The organism is Lacibacter sp. H407 (assembly GCF_037892605.1).
In the GTDB taxonomy this organism is placed as follows: domain Bacteria; phylum Bacteroidota; class Bacteroidia; order Chitinophagales; family Chitinophagaceae; genus Lacibacter.
In genome coordinates this window covers 824,952-843,723 of record NZ_JBBKTU010000001.1, presented here as the reverse complement: position 1 = coordinate 843,723, position 18,772 = coordinate 824,952, and the positions used below count along the sequence as shown (strand labels likewise).

Below are 18,772 nucleotides of genomic sequence, written 5' to 3'. Positions count from 1 at the left end.
CATAGCAAGATGACTTAGCTCAATTGGTTGAGAGCGTTACCCTGATACGGTAAAGGTTGAAAGTTCGAGTCTTTCAGTCATCACAAACAATGCGACTTAATTCAATGGAAGAAGATCATCGTTACAAGGTGATAGTTGAAAGTTCGAATCTTTCAGTCGCAACAAATTGGCTCGTAGCTCAACTGGATAGATGTTCCCGGCTTTTAACCGGGAGGTTGTGAGTTCGAATCTCACCGGGCCAACAATGGATGAATAGCTCAACGGCAGAGCAGCGGTTTGTTAGACCGTAGGTTGAAAGTTCGAATCTTTCTTCATCCGCAATTGTGAGTGCAACGAAGTTGGAGAGTCGTACCACTCACACTTATGGAGAGAGTCCGGCTGGTCATGGATGCTGTCTTGAAAACAGACTGGGTGTAAAAGCCTCAAGAGTTCGAATCTCTTTCTCTCCGCTGTGTATTTGAAAACATGATTTGCGATATGCAGTACAAGAGTGCGACGCAACGAGGATGATTGGAGTTTTTGTTACCGGTAACAAAAAATAAAAAGGAGAGTTGACAGAGTGGTAATGTGCCAGCCTGCTAAGCTTGGGCTGTCCGCCGCAGGCGGATACAAAGGTTCGATTCCTTTACTCTCCGCAATTGTTTGGAACAGTTTAGTTCGATGATGAGGAAATAAGATATCAGTCAGTAACTGTAACAAACAAATGGTGCTTTGGCAGAATGGATATATGCACCGGAGTGAAATCCCGGACATCGTGGTTCAATTCCACGGGGCACCACTTAAAATTAGAAAGGAAGAATGAAAAATTAAAAAATGTAAAACAATGGAACAGCGGCAATGGAGAAAATTGAACGGAGAAAAAATTCGGCGGCCTATTGAGGACGAAGTAAAAGCTGTGTTGGTACGTGAAAAAGAAATGGGACACAAATTAAAAGTGTGCATTGGTACCGATAGCCAGGTGAAAGGAAAGGAAACTGAATTTGCAACCGTGATCGTTTTCATCCGGAAAGGAAAAGGCGGTTTCATGTACATCCACAATGAAACAACAAAACAAAAGATGAACATTAAGCAACGGATGTTAACGGAAGTTGCCATGAGTATTGATGTGGCGTACGGATTGTGCAGGTTGTTTACGTTGTATGATGTGGATATGGAAGTGCATGCTGATATTAACACCAACCCTTCTTTTAAAAGCAATGATGCATTGAAAGAAGCAATGGGTTATATCATGGGGATGGGCTTTGCGTTCAAAGCAAAACCGGAAGCTTTCGCCAGTTCCAGTTGTGCAAATAAAGTAGTACAATAAATCAGAACCGGGATATATGAGATGATTGGGACAAATAGGAAATGTATTTAATCCTGTAAATCCCAGTCATCCTAAACATCAAGGTTCAGACAATTAAAAATTAAAAACAATGGACAGTTTATTTAATCAAAAAGTGATCAGTGCTAACAATGTGTTCTCTGATAATTTTTTGGATACGAAAATTTTATACCTGTATTGCTTCAACAGCTTGCCGAGTATTCATTTCATGAATTATATCGATGGTGAAAAAGCATTTGGAGTATTTAAGGAGCGTTATGCTGAAATGATAAAGGATATTCATCAGACACGCTGGTACAAGCAAAAGAAAAAGAAATTCCAGTTCGATAAAACAGTGGTGATTTTAATCAATAATTGCATACTTGAATTTGATGATGACTATTGCGAAGTATTGCACAACGGAAAAAATGATGCGTTTGTGCAGGAACTCAGCATCATGGTCAATCAGTTTAAGGAACGGCAACGTCGCCAGCCATTAGAAATAAACCTGATCGTGCAGAACAGAAATCATCTTGATTTAAAAGCAATGGAGATCAAACGTACAAAGCTTGACTTGAATCTTTTTTATGAAGATGATTTTAAGGAAATAGATGAAGTGATCAGAAAAAGATTGAGTCAAAAGAACGACAAAGGAATTGTACTGCTGCATGGTTTACCCGGCACGGGCAAAACAACCTACCTGCGTTACCTGGTTGGAAAAATCAAGAAACGTGTATTGTTCCTGTCGCCTTCTGTTGCAGGTAATTTGATGAATCCTGATTTTATTGAACTGCTGATTGATAATCCTAACACGGTATTGATCATTGAAGATGCAGAGAATATTATCATGGACAGAAAGTATAGCAGCAGTTCATCTGTATCGAACCTGTTGAATATTTCAGATGGGTTACTGGCTGATTTCCTGAATGTGCAATTGATCTGCACCTTCAACAATTCGCTTACGATGGTGGATAGTGCGTTAATGCGCAAAGGAAGACTGATCGCAAAGTATGAGTTTGGAAAATTGGGTGTGGAGAAAGCCAATCGTTTATCAAATCATTTTGGTTTCGATAAGCTGATTGATCAACCGATGACCATTGCAGAGATTGCCAACCCGCATGAAAAAACACAACAGGTTGAAAAAGTTGAAGTGATTGGTTTTCGCAGACAGGTGGAATTAATGAATTAAAATGTCTGAACCGGGATTTGGGTGGATTTAATGGATTATGAAGAGAATAATCTTATGAATCTGTTTCATCTCCCCAAATCATGGTTCAGACAATAAAAGCTTGCTTAACGGCAAGACAGGTATATGCAGATTGACAGCAAACCGGATCTGTGTTTCAAAGAAGCACGATAGTGCAACGGTAGTAACCTGTTGTATGCTGTTGTTGCAGTTGTGCTATGCCTGCCAATACGCTGAAGGACGAAGGTTCGAATCCTTCTCCCGTAAAAACGGGGTAACTCAAGTGGCTAGAGTGTCAGCTCCCAAGTACAGGTTCGAATCCTGTTTCATCTCAAGGGTGAATAGTTCAATGGTAGAACACTACACTGATAATGTAGCAGACGAAGTACAGCGCTTCTCAAATGCTGACCAACAAATAAAGCCGGGTGATTGGCCGGCGGTATCAAAAGATGAATCGTTAACGATCAGTTGATTGATGCTGCAATCAGGTAATTACCCGCAGGTGAAAAAGAAGTTGTGCAAAAGCATTCGCTCCATCACTCAGAATTGATGATACCTATCATCAACAGGCGTTTGATGAACCGCTTGAACTAACGCAATTGAACATTCATCTCCGTAACAACAGGATGATCAACCAACCGGCTTTATTCTTTTTAAACAACTGCAAATTGCATGTATGCAATGCGCAACAAAACAAATAAAATGAAACGTGTAAAAGTAAATGCCTACCATGTGGCATTGGTATTTAAGAATGGTGTATATCAGCAAATGCTGAAAGAAGGTAACTACTGGTTGTGCAACAAAGAAGTGCAGTTTTATGATCTTAATAAACGATTTGTAGCGCCAATTGAATTGAACATCCTGTTGCAGGACGCTGCATTAGCAGAAGCCTTGCATGTGGTAGATGTAAAAGACAATGAAATTGTGTTGAAATATGAAAATGGTTTGTTGGATCAGGTGTTGACTGCCGGTCGTTACACTTACTGGAAAAGTGCTGTTGAGTATGCGTTTGTAAAGGCAGACATCAGCAAAGTGGAGATCGATGAAAACATTGATCGTGCTGTTTTGCAAAACAGGTTGCTGGCTCCGTATGTGCGTAACTACAGTGTAGAAAACTACGAAGAGGCTTTGCTGTTTGTTGATGGTAAATTCCAAAAACGTTTGCAGAGCGGTGTGTACTACTGGTGGAAGAACAGCATTAGTGTGTTGGTGGGTAAAGTAGATAAACGTCAGCAACAACTGGAGATCAACGGCCAGGAAATTCTAACCAAAGACAAAGCGGCTTTGCGTTTGAATGCATGGGCACAATACAAAGTGGCCGATATTGAAAAAGCATTGTTGCAAAACAAAGAGTACGATAAACAATTGTACGTAGCTTTTCAATTGGTGCTGCGTGAATACATTGCCGGTTATGGATTCGATGAATTGCTGGAGAAAAAAGAGGCAGTTGCTCCTTACATTCTGGCGCAGGTAAAAGAGAAAGCGGAAGCGTTGGGTATTGAAGTGCTTGGTTTTGGTATCCGTGATATCATTTTGCCGGGCGATGTAAAAGAGATCATGAACCAGGTGTTGATCGCCGAGAAGAAAGCGCAGGCCAACAGCATCATGCGTCGTGAAGAAACTGCCAGCACCCGTAGCTTGCTGAACACTGCCAAGCTGATGGAAGAAAATGCGATGTTGTGGAAACTGAAGGAAATGGAATATGTAGAAAAGATCGCCGACAAGATCAGCAACATCAGTGTAAGTGGTAACGGTGTGTTGATTGAACAGTTGAAGCAGATTTTCGTACCACAGAAATAAAATGGGAAGTAGTGGTGAGCGATGATTATTTTGTTGTCGCCGCCACTGCTACTATTGAGTTTTTGTTGCGTCGCACACTTGTACGGTTGGGAATTCTATTGAATAAACCTATTTAGCTTTAATCAAATTATGATACAAAATGTAATTACTAGGATTAGGGAAGATCTATCAAAAGCATTTGCTCATTTGTTTTTGTGTTTTGAAGCGAATGATGAACTATTAGATTATCGACCGGTAAAAGGCGGGTGGAGTATCAGAGAAGTGTTGGAACATATTTCTCTGACTAATCATTACTTGCTAATTCTTGTCAGAAAAGGAACTGCTAAAGCTGTTGAAATAGCAAAAGATAAAAACTATGATGATTTGCTTCTTAACTATGACTTAGATTGGGAGAAATTGAAAATGATTGGCGAACACAATTCTTTTAAATGGAGCAGGCCTGAGCATATGGAGCCAAAAGGCACCTTGTCATTAAATGAAATCAAATCAACTTTGAACGAACAAATGCTGGAATGTCTGTTATATCTTGATCAAATGCCTAAGGGAGAAGGAGTGCTTTACAAAACAATGATGAGTGTTAATGATCTCGGAAAGATTGATATGTATCACTATATCTATTTTTTAGTGCAGCACATAAATAGGCACCTTATGCAAATGGAAAAAGTGCGTAGAGAATTTAAAAACTAAAAACAATGAGCAAGTTAAAAATATCAGGAAAAGAATTAAGAGCGATTGGCTATCCGGAAGGACCGGTGATCAGCGTCGCCATGAATGTGATGCAAAAAAAATACAAGCATCACACAAAGGAGGAAGTTATGGAACTGTTGAAAGCAGTGTTGGCATCACCTGCAAATTATTTAGATGATGCTGTGCTGGCATTGATCGCAAAACAATTGATGCCGGATGAAAAAGAAAGTGAAGGAGAGTTGTCGTTGAATCAAAACGGAATTCAATTTAATGTGTTCGGAAGCGAGCATATTGAACAAAGCGCCATGCACCAGATGTACACCGCAGCAAAATTACCTGTGGCAGTAGCCGGCGCATTAATGCCCGATGCACATCATGGTTATGGTTTGCCGATCGGTGGTGTATTGGCAACTGAGAATGCAGTGATACCTTATGGTGTTGGTGTAGATATTGGTTGCAGAATGTGTTTGAGCATTTTTGATATCGATCCGAAAGATCTGGTACAACGAGAAGCATTCTTTGCAAGAGAGATTGGCGAAGCTACTTTATTTGGAAGCGGCGCACAGTTTAAACAAAGTGCCAATCATGAAGTGATGGATAACGAATTGTTTTTCGAATTGCCGTTGCTGAAAAACCTGCACGGTCGTGCATGGAAACAATTAGGTAGCAGCGGAAGCGGAAATCACTTTGTTGAATTTGGTGTGGTGGAAATTGCAGAGAAAGATGAAGTGTTGGGTGTGGAAGCAGGGAAGTATGTTGGGCTGTTGAGTCACTCCGGTTCAAGAGCATTGGGTGCAAACATTGCGAACCATTATACCAAGATCGCTATCAGTAAAAGACGTTTGCCGCAGGATGCAAAAAATCTTGCCTGGTTAAACCTCGATGAAGAAGAAGGAATGGAATATTGGTTAGCGATGAATTTAGCCGGTGATTATGCAAGTGCCTGTCATCATGTAATTCATCAAAAGATCGCCAAACAACTTGGACGAAGACCAATAAAGATGGTGGAGAATCATCACAACTTTGCGTGGAAAGAAAAGTGGGAAGGAAAAGATGTGATCGTTCATCGTAAGGGTGCAACACCAGCAGGTAAAGATGTACTGGGTATTATTCCGGGAAGCATGACAGCCGCTGGCTTTATTGTAAAAGGTAAAGGAGAAACAGCATCTGTTAATTCAGCTTCACATGGAGCCGGACGTTTAATGAGTCGTTCAAGAGCTATGCAAAGCATTACGCATAATGCATTGAAAGATGAATTGAAAAAGCATGGCGTGAAGTTAATGGGCGGCGGATTAGACGAAGCACCATTTGCTTACAAGGATATTGAACTGGTGATGCAGAGTCAGCAATCATTAGTTGATGTTGTTGGAAAGTTTACACCGAAGATCGTGAAAATGGATGGACCGAGTATTAAGCCTTGGCAGAAGACGAGAGAGGTGGAAGGAGAGTAGATGAATGGATAATTGATAATGAATAATTGGTAAATCAAAAACCGTTTCAACTCCTGTTGCAGTAATGTAGCAGGAGTTTTGTTTTTACTGAATTTAACATTGTGGTAATATTGGCTTTATAGTTTTGTGTAAGATGAATGAAACCCTTGAAAAAAGACAAATAGAATTACTACAAGCACTGAAAGAACGATTTAGAGAACAGCCACGAAGATGGTGGCAACAGAAAGAGAAAACCTACAAAACAACATGGGATGTCGGTAATACATACGAAGATTACCAGGTTCCATCAGAAGAAATAACTATCAGATACAATTTAAAAGCGGCGATTTACAGAATCGCCGCTTTGCATTTGTTTATGTTTTTATTTTTTTATCAATCATGGAGCCAGGATTCAGGCAATCCCTACATATCAATGACAATGCTGATGATTTTTGTAATGCTTGAACTTCGATCGATCGTTGACCGAAAACCGAAAATTATCATTAGTTCCAAAAGTATTTGGTTTCAAAAGTTAGAAATGGAAATAGCCTGGGAAGATTTTATGGCCAGTTATATCGAAGAAGATCATTCAAGCGATTCAGTCACGAGGTCACTCATCCTGTTTCACTACGATAGGTATTCCGACACCATATATGAGACAACAATGAAACTTAATGATGACCTTGAAATGAATGACGCTATGCTTTGCTACTACATCGAATACTGGAAAATAAAAACCGGGAACCGAACGCCTACTGTTTAATCATTCTGTCTTCAACTGCTCTTCAATCCCCTTCAACTCATCCATAATTCCTTTCAGTCTTTTTTCTTCTTTTGCTAAAATGCGTCTGCCGAGAATGAAATACGCATACAACATCCAGCCACAATACACAACAATAAGTGTAATAATATAACCGATCGGTCGGCCATGCACCACTTCAAGAAAATATAAACCCATTCCTAAATTCAAAAAGAAAAAGTAAAGTGGTTTATTCCATTGAATTTGTTTTTTACGAAATGCATAATATTCCTCCCATTGCTGCAAATGTTGTGCAGGTGGCAACGTATCATCAACCAAACTCACTTTGTAAGCTGTAAAAAGTGTAAGGATCGATTGCAACAGAACGGTCGTGTTAATAATCCATATGGCAATATGTGTAACGAACCAAGTGAGTTTCATAGTACTGAAATACATCATCCAAGTAATGAAGACAACGGTAAAAAATAGAATGATACCTCCAAACAACAGCTGACGGAATAGCTTCGTCCTCGTATCTTTCGATTGACGGGTAATGGCCTGCATGTCCACTGCTTTTTGTTCAGCCGGTTTCGACTGTTGCCACAAATCTTTTATTGCATCAAAGTCTTTCATAACTGTTGTAAATTTCGCTGAGCTGTTTTTTAATACGGTGAATTTTTACACGCAGGTTATTTTCAGTAATACCGGTGATCTCGGCAATCTCTTCATAGGGTTTGTCTTCGAGTACCAGTGTAATGATCAGCCTGTCTGTTTCTGCTAACTTGCTGATGCATTTATACAACAACTGCACTTCCTGTTCTTTGTTGCGTTCATCATCCGGTATCATTGCTAAGCGTTCTTCATCGGCATCTACAAATTGTTCGTTCTTTTTTCGGAGGTGTGTTAAACAGGTGTTGGCCGCAATCCGATAGATCCAGGTACTCCATGCAGCATCGCCTCGAAACTTGTCCATATTCTTCCACACTTTCACAAAGCTCTCCTGCAACAGATCTTCGGCCAGCATTGCATCACCTGTGTAACCAAGACACAGCTTGCGGATGCCTGAAGCATACTGGTTGTATAACTCTGTAAACTGTTCTTCTTGTCTCATTGCAGCGGTAAGATAATGTTGAATTTGGTCTTGCAAAATTTATTGTAAGAATGCATCCACTTTTGCATAGAACCATTCAGGCACATCATACATAATAAAATGTTTGCTGTTGGCGACTTCAATGGTTTTGTTGGGCACGTTTCTGAACTGGTGATTCAACATTACATGACTGTTTGCTTCTGTACCATAAATACTACCGAGTACCAATACCGGTTGTTTGATCTTTGCAATGTCTTCACGCAAATCGGTAGTTGATATCTCCACAATGGTATAACCCAATGTGCGACGATCGCACTGCGAACTCCACGTTGCGATCTGTATTGCACGGGCTGTATCATTTACCTGGTACAACATTGCACCCGTCATATTTTTTACATAATTTTCATTCGGGATCATTTCAAAATTTTTTGCTACAGCTTCCGGATTGAACTGTGGATTCTTTTTCAATACTTCTGCGTTGGTAGTGGTATCTGAAACCGCCGATACAAACGGTAACCCATCCACGCAAATGATCTTTCCAAACAGATCGGGCTCCACGCTGCTCACCCACAGACTCATAAATGCACCCAAACTATGACCGATCAACATCGGCTTGTTTAGCTTTTTTGTTTTTACATAGTTGATGAGTTCGTTGCGAACGGTTTTGAGGATAGGTGTATCCAGTTTCGGTACACCAGCATAACCTGCAATAGTGATCACGTGACATTCGTAACGGTCTTTCAGGTGAGCAACGGTTTCGTTCCACACCTCACCACTGCAACTGTAACCAGGAATAAGAATGATGGGTTGGCCTTTCCCACTTACTTCTACTTTAAAGGCATTGGTTTGGGCATTTGCTTGAAAGATGATAAGGCTAATGATTAGGAGGCTGATGATTTTTTTCATGATGATATATTTTATAAATGTTTATTTTTTGTGGTTTACAGCTATTTGATGCAGGGCTGAACGGATTATTACAGAAAAAGAAAAATATTTTTTTTGGGGAGGGTGATCGATCCGCCAACCACAACATTTGAAATGCATAAAGTCTTACTGGGCTTACCTTTTAACAAAATATTCTTTCCCATATAGGCAAAGCTTCGTTTCTTTAGCGCTACTATTAATCACAACTATGAAGAGATTATTTTTCCTGGCAGTGAGTGTGTGTTTTACCACTGTATTGCTTGCACAGAGTAAGTACGACCATCGTGAAGCATTTCATCCGTTCTTCTATCCAAACTTTGGTAATGAATACAGGAGTGCAAGCGGTCAGCCGGGGCCAAAGTATTGGCAGAACCAGGCCAATTATAACATACAGGCAACCATCGATCCGGATAAACATACAGTAGGCGGCACCGTTGCGTTGCAATATGTAAACAACAGTCCCGATGCGTTAAGTTTTCTCTGGTTACAACTCGATCAGAATATTTATCGCAAAGATTCACGTGGTTCTGCAACCACCACCACGTTGGGTGGACGTTGGGCCAACGGTGAGTTTACGGATGGTCACATGATCCAATCCGTAAAAATTGAACAGAACGGCAAACTGGTGGATGCCAAATACCATGTAACCGATACACGCATGCAGGTATGGTTGCCGGAAGTATTAAAGAATGCAGGTGCATCAGCAAAAGTGGTGATTGAATATAAGTTTTCGGTTCCTGAATATGGAACTGATCGTATGGGCCGCCTCAAACAAAAAGATGGCTGGATCTATGAAGTAGCACAATGGTTTCCACGTGCTTGTGTGTACGATGATATCAACGGATGGAATGTAAATCCTTATCTCGGTCAGGGTGAGTTTTACCTGGAATATGGAATAATTGAATACAGCGTTACAGCACCATCGAATATGATCGTTGTAGGAAGTGGTGGTTTGATGAATGCAGAAGAATGTTTTACGGCAGAGCAGATCAAACGTTGGGGTGAAGCAATGAACAGCGATAAAACAGTGGTGATCCGTTCGGCTGATGAAGTGAACAAAGCTTCTTCACGTCCCGGTAATCCATTTACAACCTGGAAATTCAAATGTGAAAATACAAGAGATGTTGCTTGGGCCGCCAGTACTGCATTCATCATGGATGCAGCACGTATGAATTTGCCGAGTGAAAAAACGGCAATGGCAGTGAGTGTGTATCCGAAAGAAAGTGCATCAAAAAAAGATGGGAACGATTGGCGTCGTTCAACAGAATATACAAAAGCAAGTATTGAGTTTTACAGTAACTATTTATATGAGTTTCCTTACCCGGTTGCAACAAATGTGGCAGGTATTGTAGGTGGTATGGAATATCCCGGTATTGTGTTTTGCAGTGCTTCTGCAATGGAATCAGGTTTATTTGGTGTAACAGATCATGAGTTTGGCCATACATGGTTTCCCATGATCGTTGGTAGTAACGAACGCAAATTTGCATGGATGGATGAAGGCTTTAATACATTCATCAATATTCTTTCCAGCGAAGCATTCAATAAAGGTGAATATAAAGATGTACCGGATGTTGGCAGCATATCTAACGCAATGTTTAACGATCGAATGGATGGAATGCTCAACGGTGCTGACGTAGTGCAACAACAAAACCTTGGAATAGCAGCGTATTATAAACCGGGCATTATGTTATATGTGTTACGGAATGAAGTATTGGGTGCCGAGCGTTTCGATCGTGCATTGAAAGAATATGTACGTCGTTGGGCTTTTAAACATCCAACGCCTTGGGATTTCTTTCATACCATTGAAAATGTAGCCGGTGAAGATCTCAATTGGTTCTGGCGGAGTTGGGCTTTGAATACATGGAAGTTTGATGTAGCCGTAAAAGAAGTAGATCCAATAAAAAATGGCGCAATGATCACGTTGCAACTGTTGGAAAAAATGCCGATGCCACTTACTGTAAAAGTGGTAGATGTAAATGGCGATGAGCAATTGATCCGGTTGCCGGTAGAAGTGTGGCAGCGTGGTGATACCTGGACTTTCCCGGTGCAAACAAAAGCAGCCATCAAGGAAGTGGTAGCTGATCCCGAACAGCGTTTACCTGATATGAATACCGGTAACAACAGTTGGAAGAAATAATAAACTTGAGCAACAATAAAAAAGTCACGCTGTTCAGCGTGACTTTTTTATTGAAATGAACTGTGTTTATAAGTTCACGTTGAAGAATGTATTGATGATAAAACCATTGTTGTGTTGAAATACATTTCGTCCGCCAATTTCTCTTGCAAGTTGCGCAATCTGGCTGATGTAACCTGCTTCCAGTCTGAATTTAGGTGAGAAACGGTAGCCAAGTAATAAGCCAAACCTGTTCTGATCGAAGATATTTTCATTTACATTTTTTCCAAAGCCAACAAGTATTTCATCGTACGCAGCAACATAGGGTTCTTTATCTTCCAATGTTTTTCCTTTTAATGATTGTTGTAAACGCAACATGTAACGGGCACGGTTCATAAATAACCAATTATCCGGCTTTACTGATGCTGCAGAGTTGTAACGTGGTAACCAACGTTGCTCTAAGATCATACGATGACTGATATCAATACTACCGCTACGTTGTGTAAGTGTAGCCATTTGGTACATGCGATGTTCTGTAAATGTTTTGCCAAACGCATTGAGCGGATTATCACCATAGGCATAGGTTTCAGCCCAGGCATAACCCAACCGGAATGTTGTGTTGCTGTTTGCATGGTAGTTAATGCCGGTACGTAACAAACTTTGCTGCCAGTTGGTGATGTAGTTATCTCTCCGCCATTGATATTCTAAATGCCCACTCCATTTTTTGTTGAAAGCAAATGTGCCGGTGCCGGAGAACCAGCCAATATTATTGTTATCTCTGATTCTTGTATTTTGTGCAGTGCCTGTTGTTGCAATAAACAAAAAAAATACTACTGCAAAAAGATGGGTCAATTGTTTCATGGCCCGCAAAGTTAATGGCAAACGATCAAATGAGCAGATCGATCAACTTCATTTCTTCCAGTATTTCACGAATGGAAACATTGTCTTTCTTTTTCCATTTGATCAGTCGTATCATTCCTTCAGCTATTTCAATACCGGTAATATCTCCATCGCTGTAACAGCAGCAACCCGTATTAAAATAAAATGGCTTCATTTTAATATAATTACTGTTTACATAATCATATTCGTCCTGCCGGAAACGGATCTCTTTATTCAGTTGCTGTGCGGTGGGTTCATCTGCTTTTTCACGTGCATGAATCAGTTGTTTGTACAAACGCTCCAGATGTGTTAATGATGCAAACACGGGTTGATGGGTATGACCTGTGATCAGCACAGGATTTTTTTCCTGCTTGCTCCACTCATACATAAAACGGTTATGTGCTGTTTTTAATTCTTTGATGGTGGCCGGTGTATTGGGATTGAGGTTGAGATAACTCTGCAGCGGTCCCCAGATGCGTGATACAAACCATGCACTGAACGGATTGCCATCGCTTTGTCCATCGCCCTGATGCCCATGTGTAAGAAAAAAATCAAGTGCCGTATTGCTGATGCTTGTTTGTAATACAACCGCTTCATAGATCTTCACCGTTTCGCCATACATGCTGAACAGTTGCAAGCCTGCAAACGGATCGTTGTTCCAAAACAGATCGTGATTGCCGAATACTTTGGTAAATCGTTTTTCAGTCAGAAATTTTTTCTCTGCTTCTGTTGTTATTTTATTTTTTGATTTTACCGGCCACACTGTATTTTCCCAGAGTTCTTCACTATCGCCTAATGAAATAAAATGATAGCCTTCATTGTAATAATGAGCCAGAGCGGCGAGATAGTTTGGTTCGGCCCACATAAAATCATCACTGCCATTTTTGGCGCCTTTGTGTTGATCGCTGAAAATGATGAACCGATCTGTTGCTGCATTCATCGGTAACAGCAATCCTTTCTTTCCCGGATGTTCTAACGTGTGTGCATACAATTTACTTAATGCCTCGTGTACTCGTTGCAGGTTAGGTTTGCTGGAATAGCGTTTGGCCATTGCGGCAACGGGTTTGGTGAGAATCGATTGCAAAAACTTACGCATACATATTTACTTATTGCTAAAATAGCTATTTTTCGTTCCTTTGATTGTTATGCAAGAAATACATGAACAGATAGCGCTGCTATATCAAGGTTGTTTTGGCACACTGCCTGTATTGATTGAAAAAGTGCCACAAAGCGGAAGCGACCGTGTTTATTACCGTGTAACAGGCGAGCCAACCTGTATTGCCACCTGGAGTAAGAATATTAAGGAAACACAAACCTTCTTAAAATTCAGTAAACATTTTAAACAAGCGAAATGTCCGGTACCAACCATCTATGCAGTATCGGTTGATGAAATGATTTATCTGCAGGAAGATTTTGGTGATGTATCGTTGCTGAATGAACTGGAGCAACATGGTTATACTGATCATACGTATCGGTTGTTCCAACAAAGTTTGCAGCAACTGGCACATATGCAGATCAAGGGGCATGAAGAATTTAATTACGACTGGTGTATTACATCCAGAGAGTTTGGCCGACAAGCAATCGTTTCTGATCTGTTGTACTTCCGTTATTATTTTCTGGATACGTTGAAGATCCCATACGATAAAGAAAAACTGATCGAAGATTTTGAAGACCTGAGTATCTATCTCACCCGAGTTGATCATAAATATTTTATGTTCCGTGATTTTCAAAGCCGGAATATACAAGTGAAAGATGGCAACGTTCATTTCATCGATTACCAGGGTGGTATGAAAGGTGCGGTGCAATACGATGTTGCTTCTTTGCTATGGCAGGCAAAAGCAGAGTTATCGGATGAATGGAAAGACAGCTTGCTGGATTATTATATGGATTGTGTAGAAAATGTATTGCAGAAAGAAATTGACCGTACCCGATTTGTAAGTCAGTACAACGGTTATGTGTTGATCCGTTTGTTGCAGGTGCTGGGTGCGTATGGTTTCCGTGGTTTGTTTGAACGCAAAGCACATTTCTTAACAAGTATTCCATTGGCGTTGCGAAACATCCGTTGGTTTTTAAGTAACCGCAATGTAGGGATTGTATTACCTGAATTTGAACGGTTGCTGGGCTTGATGGTACAGGATGAAGTGATCCATCGTTTTGAACCGCCAAAGGCAACCGATGAAACACCGTTGCTGGTTCGTATCAGCAGCTTCTCTTATAAATCAACCGGAATACCTGTTGATGAAACAGACAATGGCGGTGGTTTTGTGTTTGATTGCAGAGGTATTTTAAATCCCGGCAGGATCGAAGAATTTAAAACACAAACCGGACGAGATAAAGGCGTAAAAGATTTTCTGGAACAGCAAACAAAGATGCCGCAGTTTTTAAACAGCGTGTATAACATTGTTGACATTGCTGTGGAAGATTATATGCAACGCAACTTTGCCAATCTGCAGATCAGTTTTGGATGCACGGGTGGACAGCACCGCAGTGTGTATGCTGCTGATGCATTGGCCCGTCATTTAAAGAATAAATATGGCGTGAAGATCGAATTGAAACATGTGGTGCAGGATGCAAAAAACTGGATCAATAAAACGTATTAAAAGGTGAGTGGTGAATGGTGAGTGGAAGGTTGCAAGTTATAGGTTACGGGTTTGCAGGTTGTGAGTTGTTTCTTACTTCGACGCAGAGAAGGGAGAGAAAGAGTTTAACGCAGAGAAAACTAAAAGTAATTACAGCGAGTATGAAAGCAATGATTTTTGCAGCGGGTTTGGGTTCACGTTTTAAACCATGGACTGATCATCATCCCAAAGCGTTGGCATTGGTAAACGGCAAGAGTTTGTTGCAACGAAACATTGAATACCTGCAGCAATATGGTATTACAGATGTGGTGGTGAATGTGCATCATTTTGCTGACCAGATCATCGAAGCAATAGAAAAAAATAAAGGTTGGGGTAGCAATATTGTTATCAGTGATGAACGGGATCAAGTGCTGGAAACAGGCGGTGGTTTATTGAAAGCAAGACCATTGCTGGAAGGCGATGAGCCGTTTGTTACGATCAATGTGGATATTCTTACAAACTTAAATCTTCATGATCTGCTTGCTTATCATTATCAACACAAACCCTTGATTTCGTTTGCTGTTACCAATCGAAAAACGGCCCGTAATTTTTTATTTGATGATGCAAATAAATTATGCGGTTGGCGTAATGTAACAACGGGCGAAGAGAAAGGTCCGGTGCTTACGTATACAGAAGATGAAAAGAAGAAGCTTATTGAAAAAGCATATAGTTGTGTAGTTGTGTTTGAACCACGCTTTTTTTCATTGGTAAAACAAAGCGGTAAGTTCTCTTTGACCGAACCTTATCTTGATCTTGCAGCAGAGCATACGATTTTAGGTTATGATCACAGTGGTGATGTGTTGGTTGATGTGGGGAAGCAGGAGAGTGTGGCGGTGGCGGAGAATTATTTTATGTAATTTTTTAATAAATGAATCTAAGCTACAAAGTCATTTATTTTTATGAGGAGATTTGTTTATTTACTTATACTTTTTACTTCCTATGATTCTTATGCTCAGGAAAATGTCAATGAAAAGAACATTGACAGTATCGTGAATTATATAAATAAACAAAAACTACAAATTAGCAAGACGATCACATCTGATAGTACAGAAGACAAGGATTTCTTTATTGATATTTATTATTCTGATAGTAACGGTAATTTAGTGCTCTTTACTAGTAAATTTTCTGGCAAAATAAAATTCGGAAAGTTGACGCTTTTCTCGGAAAGCAACTTTTTCTTTCATGAAAATTCATTAATTAAACTTGAGATTAAAAGAAATATACAGACCTATAATCCAAGTATTAATGAGCTTTATTTTTACAGGGATAGTAAATATACCAAAAAGGAGAAGAGGTTTCGTTCTGATATAGCAAAAAAAGAAAAGAAGATTTTAGAAACGTTTGAGAAATAAGATATTTTTTGATCCTTCGACTGGTTCTCAGGGTTGCACAAACACCCTTCGACTGCGCTCAGGATGTTTACACTTTAATATAAATCTTCCTCTTATCTAACCAATAACAAATTGCCCAGTACATGATGATCATGCTGATGGCATAAACGAGTGAGCCGTTTTCAGGAATGCCGGGAACGAGTTTGCACACCTTTTCATAAAACCATCCAAATGGCGAAAGGTATTTGGGTAAGCCTTCCGCATTGAGACCATTGTGAATACGGATCAAACCCAATGCTCTTGGTAAGAAACCACTTAATACAAAAATGAACAAGGGATTTTTGCCAAACACATCAAAGAATTTCAGCAGAAACCCTTTTGCCTGTTTGAATTCGATAAAATAGATCATCGTTGCAATGGTATAGATGGCGAGCCCTGTTGTGTAGAGTGTGTATGAACTGGTCCAGATCTTTTTGTTGATGGGGAATACCATGTCCCATGCAAGTCCGCTTACAGTAAGTATGGTTGCAATAACAAAAAGTCCACTAACCATTTCAAAGGTCTTGCCCTTTTTCTGAATATAATCACCCACTAAATAACCAAAGATCACCTGCACAATGGCAGCGAAGGTGCTCATCAATCCTTCAGGATCAAATGCAATGCCTTCGCCTTTGTACATATGCGCTTCACCGAGAATGGCTTTGTCGATATTAGTGCCAAACCAGCCTTCTAAACTGTAAGGAGTACCGGGAGTACCAAGAAAGAGCGACAGCAACCAATACAATAACAGCAAGATGGCTGCTGTAACAAACGCACCCCGTTGTTTGAAGTAATACACAATTACCGATGCAAAAAAGTAGCAAAGAGCAATACGTTGCAATACACCCATGATGCGAATCGAATCCAGTGTTTTCAGTACTAATGCATTGTTGCTCCATTTCACGAAAGGACTTAAGTTGAGCAATAGACCAATGAGAAAAATAAGCGCTGTACGTTTGAGCACTTTTTTCCAGAACATGCCATCGCCTCCCTGTTGCAGTTTGGGCATCACAAACGCCATTGCATTTCCCACAGCAAAGAGGAAAAATGGAAACACCAGATCGGTAGGTGTACAACCATGCCACGGAGCGTGTTTTAACGGGGCATAGATATGCGACCAGGAGCCGGGGTTGTTCACCAGGATCATGAGTGCAACGGTGGCACCACGAAATACATCGAGTGAGTAAAAGCGTTGATTCAAAGCAGTGGGTTTTGTGGTGATGAAAATAGGAAGGTTTTTCGATGTAGGATAGGATGAGGGATTTGTATGTTGAATGTTACGGGTAAGGATTGAAGACTGGTCAAAAGCTTTGCTTGTAATTGTGAAGCTGTTTTGACAATAAGGTCAGAATTTTCGGTTTCTGCTTGATTTCAGGCACGATTGTACATAGGAATGGCTTACTTTCTTTGTGTCGCTTTTTTACGTCTGCTACGCCTTATATACGCTTCATCATGGGCGTAAGGTGGGAGTGTCCTGCCTTTAGCAACGAAGCTGCATCTTTTTTCAAATGAGGACTAAGTGTATCATTCAGTAAGTTGATTTTTTCAACAAATGAGATATTGTTTGTCAGTTGGATATGCAGTTGATGTTAAATATTATTTTTTTACGATTGAGGCTCAACCGTTATCTTGCGCTCAGATCAACTGAATGAAAAACATCGTTGCTCCGGGGTGGATGGATTGATGTGTAAGTGTCTAAACGACATAAATTTGCAACAATGGAATCGGTGCCGGCGCACCTGTGAATTGTAACGTGAAACGGAATAACAACAAACACATACCTGCTACGGCAGTGTTTATAACATTATTGGAAGGGTAAATAAGCCTAACAGGCTTGTTTGCCCTTTTTATTATTGCAGGATTTTTATTAGTAAGTACTTAGTCTTTTTTTGTGGATGTGACTGAGGGGGCGAAGCTTTGTAGTAAATTGTGGTTGGAGGAGGGGTGATAGTCGATGGTTTGGAAAGCCGATAGCCGGTAGTGAACTGTCGTTAGTGGGTAGTCGGGCTTCAATAGGCAAAAGTTGGGACCTGACAGTCGATATAGTTTGAAGGAAAACATGAATGAAAGCAAACATTGGTACGCTGTTTATACAAAGCCCAGGTGGGAGAAGAAGATCTGTGCGCAATTAGAAAAAAAAGGGTTGGTTTATTACTGCCCGATGAATAAGGTGCGGCGCAAATGGAGCGACCGATATAAAATAATTGAAGAGCCATTGTTTAAAAGCTATGTGTTTGTGCAGGTTTCTGAAGAGGAGAAGACAAGGGTGCGGTTAACAGATGGGGTGGTGAATTTTTTGTACTGGAACGGGAAGCCGGGCATCATTAAAGATGAGGAAATTGAGGTGATCCGAAAATTTTTGAATGAGTATGAGCAGGTGGAAGTTAGGCCCATCAGTTTGGCAGCTGGCGAAAAGGTGCGTGTGAAGACGGGGCTGTTGATGGATAAAGAAGGTATTGTGATCAAAGTGTTGAACAACCGTGCTTTCGTGGTGCTGGAGAGTTTGGGTTATGAATTGACGGCGCAGTTTGAGAAGAGTAATCTGGAGGTGGTAGTCAATAGTTCATAGACCATAGTTGGAAGACAGAAGCAGATAGTGGATAGTCATTAGTGAGGAAGACAGCAGTTGTTAG

Annotated in this window: 17 protein-coding genes and 6 tRNA genes; 17 read left to right on the top strand and 6 right to left on the bottom strand. The window is 40.4% G+C overall.

What is annotated here, in order from left to right:
• The first annotated feature begins 8 nt into the window (after positions 1 to 8).
• The 12 genes from WG989_RS03650 to WG989_RS03595 all read left to right on the top strand — a co-directional run bounded on the left by WG989_RS03650 (position 9) and on the right by WG989_RS03595 (position 7,169).
• Positions 9 to 83: transfer RNA gene (locus WG989_RS03650), tRNA-Ile, on the top strand.
• Positions 84 to 90: 7 nt separating this feature from the next.
• Positions 91 to 162: transfer RNA gene (locus WG989_RS03645), tRNA-Val, on the top strand.
• 5 nt (positions 163 to 167) lie between these two features.
• Positions 168 to 242 (top strand) — tRNA-Lys (locus WG989_RS03640).
• 4 nt (positions 243 to 246) lie between these two features.
• Positions 247 to 318: transfer RNA gene (locus tag WG989_RS03635), tRNA-Asn, on the top strand.
• A 47-nt stretch (positions 319 to 365) separates the two neighbouring features.
• A tRNA-Ser gene (locus WG989_RS03630) sits at positions 366 to 449 on the top strand.
• Positions 450 to 545: 96 nt separating this feature from the next.
• Positions 546 to 635, top strand: a tRNA-Ser gene (locus WG989_RS03625).
• A 188-nt stretch (positions 636 to 823) separates the two neighbouring features.
• Entirely contained in the window at positions 824 to 1,306 is a 483-nt protein-coding gene (locus WG989_RS03620) for a ribonuclease H-like YkuK family protein (RefSeq protein WP_340427439.1), read from the top strand.
• A 109-nt stretch (positions 1,307 to 1,415) separates the two neighbouring features.
• On the top strand, positions 1,416 to 2,492 hold the full coding sequence (locus WG989_RS03615) for an AAA family ATPase (protein WP_340427438.1): 1,077 nt from the start codon (positions 1,416 to 1,418) through the stop codon (positions 2,490 to 2,492).
• 699 nt (positions 2,493 to 3,191) lie between these two features.
• On the top strand, positions 3,192 to 4,289 hold the full coding sequence (locus WG989_RS03610) for a slipin family protein (RefSeq protein ID WP_340427436.1): 1,098 nt from the start codon (positions 3,192 to 3,194) through the stop codon (positions 4,287 to 4,289).
• Between the two features lie 129 nt (positions 4,290 to 4,418).
• Positions 4,419 to 4,976: a DinB family protein gene (locus WG989_RS03605; protein ID WP_340427434.1), complete on the top strand. Its 558-nt coding sequence runs from the start codon at positions 4,419 to 4,421 to the stop codon at positions 4,974 to 4,976.
• Positions 4,977 to 4,981: 5 nt separating this feature from the next.
• The gene (locus WG989_RS03600; RefSeq protein WP_340427432.1) at positions 4,982 to 6,427 is read left to right on the top strand and encodes an RtcB family protein; all 1,446 of its coding nucleotides are present in this window, start codon (positions 4,982 to 4,984) and stop codon (positions 6,425 to 6,427) included.
• Positions 6,428 to 6,560: 133 nt separating this feature from the next.
• Positions 6,561 to 7,169, top strand: coding sequence for a hypothetical protein (locus tag WG989_RS03595; RefSeq protein ID WP_340427430.1), 609 nt, complete (start codon positions 6,561 to 6,563; stop codon positions 7,167 to 7,169).
• Here WG989_RS03595 and WG989_RS03590 read toward each other — a convergent pair whose 3' ends face one another.
• The 3 genes from WG989_RS03590 to WG989_RS03580 are packed head-to-tail and all read right to left on the bottom strand — an operon-like array spanning position 7,170 to position 9,141.
• On the bottom strand, positions 7,170 to 7,778 hold the full coding sequence (locus WG989_RS03590) for a hypothetical protein (protein ID WP_340427427.1): 609 nt from the start codon (positions 7,776 to 7,778) through the stop codon (positions 7,170 to 7,172). It lies immediately after the preceding gene.
• Positions 7,765 to 8,256: an RNA polymerase sigma factor gene (locus WG989_RS03585; RefSeq protein WP_340427425.1), complete on the bottom strand. Its 492-nt coding sequence runs from the start codon at positions 8,254 to 8,256 to the stop codon at positions 7,765 to 7,767. The genes WG989_RS03590 and WG989_RS03585 overlap by 14 nt, the downstream gene beginning before the upstream one ends.
• A gap of 39 nt (positions 8,257 to 8,295) precedes the next feature.
• Entirely contained in the window at positions 8,296 to 9,141 is an 846-nt protein-coding gene (locus tag WG989_RS03580; RefSeq protein WP_340427423.1) for an alpha/beta fold hydrolase, read from the bottom strand.
• 226 nt (positions 9,142 to 9,367) lie between these two features.
• Here WG989_RS03580 and WG989_RS03575 point away from each other — a divergent pair, with 226 nt between their 5' ends.
• On the top strand, positions 9,368 to 11,296 hold the full coding sequence (locus tag WG989_RS03575; protein ID WP_340427421.1) for a M1 family metallopeptidase: 1,929 nt from the start codon (positions 9,368 to 9,370) through the stop codon (positions 11,294 to 11,296).
• Positions 11,297 to 11,362: 66 nt separating this feature from the next.
• On the opposite strand, the gene WG989_RS03570 is transcribed toward WG989_RS03575, so the two are convergent.
• Together WG989_RS03570 and WG989_RS03565 are read right to left on the bottom strand one after the other, a co-directional pair.
• Positions 11,363 to 12,133, bottom strand: a complete 771-nt coding sequence (locus WG989_RS03570; RefSeq protein ID WP_340427419.1) for a DUF2490 domain-containing protein — start codon at positions 12,131 to 12,133, stop codon at positions 11,363 to 11,365.
• Between the two features lie 25 nt (positions 12,134 to 12,158).
• Positions 12,159 to 13,247, bottom strand: coding sequence for a metallophosphoesterase (locus WG989_RS03565; RefSeq protein WP_340427417.1), 1,089 nt, complete (start codon positions 13,245 to 13,247; stop codon positions 12,159 to 12,161).
• 49 nt (positions 13,248 to 13,296) lie between these two features.
• Between WG989_RS03565 and WG989_RS03560 the strand changes: the two genes are divergently transcribed.
• From WG989_RS03560 to WG989_RS03550, 3 genes are all read left to right on the top strand, one after another.
• Positions 13,297 to 14,751: a RapZ C-terminal domain-containing protein gene (locus WG989_RS03560; RefSeq protein WP_340427416.1), complete on the top strand. Its 1,455-nt coding sequence runs from the start codon at positions 13,297 to 13,299 to the stop codon at positions 14,749 to 14,751.
• A gap of 140 nt (positions 14,752 to 14,891) precedes the next feature.
• Positions 14,892 to 15,626 carry a nucleotidyltransferase family protein gene (locus tag WG989_RS03555; protein WP_340427414.1) on the top strand — a complete coding sequence of 245 codons (735 nt, stop codon included), beginning with the start codon at positions 14,892 to 14,894 and terminating at the stop codon, positions 15,624 to 15,626.
• Positions 15,627 to 15,668: 42 nt separating this feature from the next.
• Positions 15,669 to 16,121, top strand: a complete 453-nt coding sequence (locus WG989_RS03550; protein ID WP_340427413.1) for a hypothetical protein — start codon at positions 15,669 to 15,671, stop codon at positions 16,119 to 16,121.
• A 67-nt stretch (positions 16,122 to 16,188) separates the two neighbouring features.
• On the opposite strand, the gene WG989_RS03545 is transcribed toward WG989_RS03550, so the two are convergent.
• Positions 16,189 to 17,340 (bottom strand): acyltransferase family protein, encoded by a 1,152-nt coding sequence (locus WG989_RS03545; RefSeq protein ID WP_340427411.1) that lies wholly within the window; start codon positions 17,338 to 17,340, stop codon positions 16,189 to 16,191.
• Between the two features lie 858 nt (positions 17,341 to 18,198).
• On the opposite strand from WG989_RS03545, the gene WG989_RS03540 reads away from it, so the two are divergent.
• A complete protein-coding gene (locus WG989_RS03540; RefSeq protein WP_340427408.1) occupies positions 18,199 to 18,708 on the top strand; it encodes a UpxY family transcription antiterminator in 510 nt (169 codons plus the stop codon).
• Positions 18,709 to 18,772 lie beyond the last annotated feature (64 nt).